This window comes from Leyella stercorea DSM 18206 (assembly GCF_000235885.1).
In the GTDB taxonomy this organism is placed as follows: Bacteria; Bacteroidota; Bacteroidia; order Bacteroidales; family Bacteroidaceae; genus Prevotella; species Prevotella stercorea.
Map to the genome: position 1 here is coordinate 36,434 of NZ_JH379444.1, position 7,270 is coordinate 43,703.

At 47.9% G+C, this 7,270-nt stretch carries 8 protein-coding genes; 2 read left to right on the forward strand and 6 right to left on the reverse strand.

What is annotated here, in order from left to right:
• Positions 1 to 321 precede the first annotated feature (321 nt).
• Both HMPREF0673_RS08805 and HMPREF0673_RS08810 read right to left on the reverse strand, forming a co-directional pair.
• The gene (locus HMPREF0673_RS08805; RefSeq protein WP_007901103.1) at positions 322 to 1,020 is read right to left on the reverse strand and encodes a DUF4276 family protein; all 699 of its coding nucleotides are present in this window, start codon (positions 1,018 to 1,020) and stop codon (positions 322 to 324) included.
• On the reverse strand, positions 1,017 to 2,141 hold the full coding sequence (locus HMPREF0673_RS08810; RefSeq protein WP_172633652.1) for an AAA family ATPase: 1,125 nt from the start codon (positions 2,139 to 2,141) through the stop codon (positions 1,017 to 1,019). The genes HMPREF0673_RS08805 and HMPREF0673_RS08810 overlap by 4 nt, the downstream gene beginning before the upstream one ends.
• Positions 2,142 to 2,626: 485 nt before the next feature.
• Between HMPREF0673_RS08810 and HMPREF0673_RS14990 the strand changes: the two genes are divergently transcribed.
• Positions 2,627 to 2,755, forward strand: coding sequence for a hypothetical protein (locus HMPREF0673_RS14990; protein WP_281032426.1), 129 nt, complete (start codon positions 2,627 to 2,629; stop codon positions 2,753 to 2,755).
• A gap of 354 nt (positions 2,756 to 3,109) precedes the next feature.
• Here the strand turns inward: HMPREF0673_RS14990 and HMPREF0673_RS08820 are convergent, their stop codons facing one another.
• The 4 genes from HMPREF0673_RS08820 to HMPREF0673_RS08840 all read right to left on the reverse strand — a co-directional run bounded on the left by HMPREF0673_RS08820 (position 3,110) and on the right by HMPREF0673_RS08840 (position 6,341).
• Positions 3,110 to 3,484 (reverse strand): hypothetical protein, encoded by a 375-nt coding sequence (locus tag HMPREF0673_RS08820; RefSeq protein WP_007901108.1) that lies wholly within the window; start codon positions 3,482 to 3,484, stop codon positions 3,110 to 3,112.
• 34 nt (positions 3,485 to 3,518) lie between these two features.
• Positions 3,519 to 3,791 (reverse strand): hypothetical protein, encoded by a 273-nt coding sequence (locus tag HMPREF0673_RS08825; protein ID WP_040596704.1) that lies wholly within the window; start codon positions 3,789 to 3,791, stop codon positions 3,519 to 3,521.
• An 8-nt stretch (positions 3,792 to 3,799) separates the two neighbouring features.
• On the reverse strand, positions 3,800 to 4,075 hold the full coding sequence (locus HMPREF0673_RS08830) for a hypothetical protein (protein WP_040596705.1): 276 nt from the start codon (positions 4,073 to 4,075) through the stop codon (positions 3,800 to 3,802).
• 514 nt (positions 4,076 to 4,589) lie between these two features.
• Complete coding sequence (locus HMPREF0673_RS08840) at positions 4,590 to 6,341, reverse strand: ParB/RepB/Spo0J family partition protein (RefSeq protein ID WP_007901120.1); 1,752 nt, start codon at positions 6,339 to 6,341, stop codon at positions 4,590 to 4,592.
• 547 nt (positions 6,342 to 6,888) lie between these two features.
• On the opposite strand from HMPREF0673_RS08840, the gene HMPREF0673_RS14910 reads away from it, so the two are divergent.
• The coding region (locus tag HMPREF0673_RS14910) for an AAA family ATPase (RefSeq protein WP_007901124.1) at positions 6,889 to 7,270 on the forward strand (382 nt) is incomplete at its 3' end.

A 7,270-nucleotide genomic window follows, 5' to 3' on the forward strand; every position in this document is an offset into this window, starting at 1 on the left:
TGTTCTTGGAACGGAAAATAATGCCACCTTTGAAAACACCGTTTGAGGTGTACAGGCATAAAGTATTATTATTACGGTCATTCCCCAAATCGGTTTATCCTATCATCTATAGAATAAAAGCAGATTTTGAATTGTTTATAGTGAAATAGTCGCTCAGGGATAGAATTTTAAATTCATTTTATGAGCGACTATTTTATATGTCTTTTTAATGGTATTACTGCCTTCATGAATCGGATAAAGAACTATGAGAAGAATGAAAAGACAATTCTATTGTGAAGCAACAATACGTTCTACATTCTTCTACATAGCCATTTGTGCCAATCAGCTTTTTATCAGCTTCTCTATCCATTCATTGAAGTGACTGCAACGGGCACGAAGTTCATCCATGCCGATGCTCTTGGTGACATCCTTGCCGGTAGCCGGTTTGTTGTAGTTGTAATGCTGTTTTTTGTCACCTTCTATTGCCTTGATAATACGCTTGCTCGGAGCTGTTTCCGGACTGTTGTTTATCAGCTCGGGGTTGCCGGTTTTCTCCAGGTCTTTCTTCAGCTGTTCGCAGCGTTTCTCACAACCGGGGTAACGCTTTGCCAGATAGTCGATACCGCAGAACAAGAGAGCTTCAAATTCATGCAGCTGGATATAGGGAATGAAACGTCCATCATTGATTGCTTCAGCAAATGCCGTTTCCAACGCAGCGACACGGGCATAGGGCTCACCGATTGCTTTCGCTGCTTCATAACCGGGAAAATCATCCGGCAATGCGTAGAGGTCGAACATCGTTGTGAAAACATGACGTTCGTATTCACCGTCCATCTTCATTTTCCGCAACAGTTCCAGGTCTGTCACCGCATGGGCATAACTCAGCATTCCACCGCGGGCATTCTTTTTCTTGTTGGTGGTAATCAGGATGCTTTTCACACCTGCCACACCTTGTGCTTGCAGGTAGGGACGCAGCACTTCCTCCACAAATCCCTGTTCCGTCTGTCCCTCACAAAGGACATGAATAATCTTTGCTTTCATACGGGACGTCCTCCTATGATGTTTTTGTCCCAAAGTTCACTCACCGTATAGTTCTGAAGCCAAAGATGATATTCTTTGTTGTCAAGATGAGTAACAGAGGTGGCCTGCGTTTCCTTGTTCATTTCCACCACAGAAATATCGCCGATGTCGAAATGATCGACCAAATCCTTGCTCTGCGTGGCAATAATGACCTGTGCGTGTATGGACGCATCCTTAATCATTTCTGCCAGCTGGCTGATGGCATAGGGATGCAAGCCAAGTTCCGGTTCATCCAGAATGATGACATTGGGCATTGTCTGGGCAGGCTGCAGAAGCAGGGCAGCCAAGGCTATGAAGCGGATAGAACCGTCGGAGAACTGGTAGGCATTGAAACGGTAGTCCGTGGCAGAATTATCTACCCACCGAAGCGAAATGATGCCCCCTGTCGGCTCCAGATAGAAGTCCTGGAACTGGGGAACGACATCACGGACATAGTCAACAATCCGGTTGTAGGCATCCTTATAATTCTCCCGCAGGAACAGCAGGAAAGAAGGCAGATTGTTTCCGTGTGACTGGAGATAGTTGGCCGTCTCGACGGGACAAGCCTGACGCAGCGGGCCCTCTGTCGATGAATCGTGAAACTGATATACCTTGCAATAGGAAAGCATCTGGAAAATTGTCTTGGCAACCGGGTCCTCACACTCTGCGAGAGCCGATTCCTTGAAATTCGGTTCCAGTGCTATCTCGTAGGGTCTTTTCTTCCCTATGCGGTGCCAGGTAATTCGCTCTTCGGTGATGATCAGCCTGTCAGGAGTGGCATTGGCCAATGAAAAGCCATAAATATCCATGGAGTTGCTGTCGGCAAACTTCAGTTCTCCGGACATAACCGGTGTCCGTTTAATGCCGTAATGCAGCAAGGCATGAGATGTGCCCGATATTTCCACATATCTCCCGAATGACTTACTCATCATGTAGCTCAGCATCCGGAAAAAACTGATGATATTGCTCTTGCCTGCGCCGTTAGCACCCAGCAAGATGCTGACATCACCCAGTTTCAAGGTCACTGGTTTGTCATAGGCTATGGATTTGTAGCCTCTGATGGTGACTTCTTGTAATTTAGTCCTTTGGTATTTCTTTGCCATTATCGTCATATTATTGATTGAGTTACAAAAATAATCATAAATCACAATACGAACGAAGGAATGCTCAAAAAACTATAGAGTTAGTTTGTCCGGAGTCTGAATGCACAAATAAGAAATCAGGTTCTATATTTAGAGAAATCGGATTCACAGTTCGGGCAAATGAAAGGTAATCAGGTGCTTTCAATAAATCCGACATTCTCAAACAAGTATATCAGCAATAAGCACTGTCTTTGCATTCAGAAACAAATTATTTTCACATGGGAAAGGATGTAAACCGTATAACGGCCTCCTACCGTTTCGGAAGAAACACGACCGGAGTATGTGGTGCTGACCATGCAGTTTGGTACGGAACCCGGCAAGAAAACCCGACAAGAAAGTCCAATAAACAGGTATTGCGGAGGGAGCAAATCTTGGAGTTCTGTGTTGAGCCAAAGTCGTTATTCGATATTTTACAGCATTTGGGATTGAAAAACAGGGAAATTCTTATGGAGGTCTATATCAATCCGATGATTGGTGCAGGGGCGTTGGTGATGACGGAGCCAGACAATCCTACGAGCCGCAACCAGATGTATGTGGCGGTGAGGGAGGATATGGACACATGTAATTCAAAATGATTGTGCTGCCTCAATAATAAGACGAGGTCGGACAGCGAAAATGCTCGACCTCTTTATTATGTTGGCAATGAGGATTCATTAGCGTGTCTTACACAAAGAATGTATTATTCCGAGACAAAACCAACCGCTTTCTGCCATTCCAAAGGACTCTTGGCCTGGATGAAAGAGGGCGATTATTCCAATCGGTTGGAGATAATACCGGGAATCTAACCAGTATCAATAGAAAAGCGGATTCGTTACAGGGATTATCCATACGTAATAAAAAGGGATGTTTTGCCTTCGACAAAACCGGGCGCACACAAAAACACCGCCAGTACGGATGTATGGGCGGTGCAAAGAGTTATTGCTGCCATGTCAGGCAGTCTGTCCACTCAATAGCTTACCGAGCTGTTGCCTGCAAAACTCCTCGTATTCGGCTTGGTCGGTGCCGCTCTCGACAGCGCGGTCAATGACATTGCCCAACTCATCGAAGCAAACTTCCTTGCTGACACACTCCGTGGCGGAGCCGCTGAGCAGATACACCTCGTAGTAATCCGAGCCGTTGAGTACAATCATGACGTATCCGGTATGGAGCCGTCCGTTCAGTTTGATGCGCAGTGCAGGCAAGTCCCTGTAGATGGTGGCAGCAAACTCCGTGATGCCCCATGACATGATTACCGGCGCCGGGGTTATTCCTACCAGCTGTTCCTTGATGGTCTGTGCAATTTGCAATACATATTCTTTTTCCATAACTGCAGTATATTAAAATGATTATTGATTTGTTTTACTCGAACCAATCCGGGTTGTCCTTCTTCAACTCGGCTATCAGTTTCTCGTCGCTGAGCTGAAGGGTTGACGCATTGGTAAAGAAAAAGATTCCGTCATAGATTCTTCCGGCTTCCTCGCTGGCAAAGCCTTCGTTCTTGTCTTCAAAGCTACCCGGTTGCAGGTCATCAAGCAAGAGTGTCGAGCCGATGAGCAGTTCTTCACCTTCGTTGGATTCCACTACACGGCAATCATAAGCCTTGCCGTCAAACTGTACTTTCTGTGTTTTCATACGCCTGTTCATTTTAATGGGATATGTTTACCGTTGTTCTTGAGATACTCCATGATGCACTTGGCTTCTTCATGCGAAGCACAGTTGCGTTCATCGTAATGGCGTGTCTCGTCTGCCATCACCACAATACATTCCTTGACCAGCCGATAAAGGCTCTGCTGCAGTGTGGGGTGCATATCGGGAATAGCGGCGGCGAACCGCTTGGGATTGAAACTGAAACTGTTTACCGCCATTTCCCAGTCTTTGGCGAGCTTGTACTCCTTGCTTTCTCTGATATTTTCCATGTTCATAAAATTTAATGAGTTGTTTTTTTTCTTCCCTCCGTTCGGTTCTATATGCTGTCGGAACCGCCTTGGGATTTACAGATGCTATTCAAGGACTGGCGAACCAGCTGCTTCCGACGCTTTTTCCGGAAAATTACGCTTTCACAGAAAGGAAGAATTTTGCAGGAAATGCACTTCAAAGTGACGGAATCCAGCGCGACAGTCCACCTTTGCGACTGGAAAAACCAACCGGTGAAGACAGGTATGGACTGAAACAGACAAGAGATAAATAGAAAAGAGGGAAACAGAAGATAGAACAGGTAACGGGTGGCGGTGTGGAATCGGGAGGCAATTAGAAAGGGATAGAAAAGGGAGTTTGCGCGGATGACGGCACATGTCGGCAGACGCGCCGCCCGGCAATCCTGCCAAGCGGTTGGCTGTGAATCCCTGTTCCTTATTATATAGGGCAAATTCCATGAAATGAAAAGACAGAGGGCGGATTCCTCCGCTCCTCCGCCCAAGAGTGATTATGGTATCAAGCTGCAATCTCTTCCTTTGTCTCTTTGCCGGCAGTCGCTTCCGCTTCGGGCTGTGGTTCATCGGACGGCTCCGCTTCCTGCCTTGCCTGTTCCTGCACGAGCAGGACAGCTTTCTTTTCCTCGATGCGCTGATGGCGTTTCTCGTACACCTCGTTGTGTCCATTCTTGATTTCCGCCAGTGCTTCGGGCATGTGCTTCTCTGCAAAGTCAAGCAAGAGGCTTGCCGTGGCATTGCTGCCCGATGCGTTCTTGAAATTGGCAATCAGATAATCCCTGCGGATGACGGCTTTCTGCTTGGCTGTAAGGTTCTCGATGATGTTCATCTTCTCCTTGTCCGTGAGGTAATGGTAGGTCTCTTCACACTCGATGCCGACCTCTGCAAAGTGTTCCCTGCGGAGGGAAGAAAGCAGGAAGAAATAAATCATCTTGTCCTCGTCCTGCCCGAACTTGCGTTCCGACATATCCACCTCCAGAATCTGCTTCTTGGTGTCCTCTACGGTCTTTTCAAGGGCAATCTCCTTGTTGCGCTTATCCTGCTTCTCCAATTTCTCCACCGGTGAGAGCGTCTGTAGCTGCGTTGTACCATTATAGCCTGCGGATGAATGCACTGCATTTCTTACATAGCATAGTACGATGTCCTTGCTCTCGATGCGGAAGTAAAGGGTGATTTCGCCTGCCTCGCTTCGGGTTCGGATTTCCTCGCATTCCTTTACGTAGTCGTCCACTTCCTGCTCGTAGTCCTTGCAGGCTTCCTCGTATGCTTCGTCTGTCTCGTAATCCTCTTTCCGGGGTGATGTGGACAGCTCGGGATAGGGCTTTGCATAGCCATTAAGACGCTCCACCTCATAGCCCATGGCGGTCAGTCGTTCCATCACGTCCTCGTTGCCATTGAAATTTTCCTGGCAGATGGCAACCTCGGGGCGTTCTTCCATTAGTCGCACGGCTTTCTCTGTGAGATAGGTTGCATTCATTTCAGCAAGACAGGTGCGGTTGGCGCAATTTCCGCAACCACCCTCACAGAACAGCATCATGTTGTTGGTGTTGTGGGGGCATGACAGACAGAGGGTCTTGTCGAATGCGTACCGCTGCAAGTCGGTGGTGTATTGCCGTTCAATGCTGCGTGCCACCTCGGTGGCTTTCATCCCTCGCCAACTGTTGTACTGCTGTACGCTTTCACACAGATGCTTCTCGTACACCTCTCGCTGAATCTCTTCCCCATAACGGCAGATTTCGCTCGCTACGCTGATAGTGATTTCGTCCTGCTCCAGAAGCCGGGCTATTTCGGGTATCAAGGAGACGAATTTCAAGCGTGTGCGGATATACTTCTCGTTCTTGCCGAACTGCATCACCAAAGCCTGTACATCATAGCGACCGCTGTCTATGAGCCTTTGGTAAGCATTGGCTTCCTCAATCGGGGTAACATCCTTGCGTTGCAGGTTTTCCGTCACCGCCATTTCCTCGGCTGTCTCGTCCGATATTTCCATAACAATAGCCGGAATTTCTTCCAGTCCTGCCATGAGGGAGGCTCGGTATCGGCGTTCTCCGAACACAATCTCAAAGCGGTCTTCTGCCACCGAACGCACTCCGACAGGTTGCAGGACACCCTGCTGACGGATGCTTTCGGCAAGTTCCGACAGGCTTTCCTCGTCAAAGTTCTTGCGTGGGTTGTAGTTACTCGGCTGTACGTTTGCCAATGCCACCATCGTGATGTTTTTCTCCATTGATTGAACTGCTGCTGTTGTTTCCATAATCACAAAATTTAGTTTGAACTTGATTTTTTTTTGTTTCCCTCCGTTCGGTCCAGTTTCCTGTCTGAACCGCCTTGGGATTTACAGGTGCCTTTCAAGGACTGGCGGCCCAGCTGCTTCCGACACTTTTTCCGGAAAATTACGCTTTCGCAGAAAGGAAGAATTTTACAGGAAATGCACTTCAAAGTGACGGAATCCAGCGCGACAGTCCACCTTTGCACTGGAAAACCAACCGGCGAGGACAGAAATGTGCCGGAGAAACAACATTCAAGATAAGGTAGAAGGGAGATGATACGCCGGAAGGCGGACAGTAAAAACGGAGAAACTGTAAAGGAAGGATATGCGGTACAACCGGACAGACGGAGCGCAGGGCAAGGCGAGATAAAAAGGCATATTGGCTGGAAAATTCTGTCAGTTCAGGACTTTGCCATAAATATATCCGACTTGAAGTCTGTGTTATTCAGAAATAATCGCTACTTTTGTAGTAAAGAAACCGCTGTTTCGGAAATGACTGTTTCGGAACGCAGACTTTAAATAGATTAAGGATATGAGATTTTTTGATAGAAAAGAGGAAATAGCCTCCCTGCAGGAGATAGGCAGACAGGCGCGGGAGAACGCCCAATTTACGGTCGTGACCGGCAGACGCCGTATCGGAAAGACCATGCTCGTACGGAAGGCCTACGAGGATGAGCCGATGCTGTATTTCTTTGTCGCCCGAAAAGCCGAAGGAGACCTATGCGAGGATTACCGGCTGGAGATAGAGAACAAGTTGGGGGTTCCAACCATGGGACGCCCGGAACGCTTTGCCGATGTATTCGAATACCTGATGAAGCTCTCGGCAGAACGCCCCATCACGCTCTTCATCGACGAGTTCCAGGAGTTTTTCCGTGTAAACAGATCGGTGTTCAGCGATATGCAGCGCATCTGGG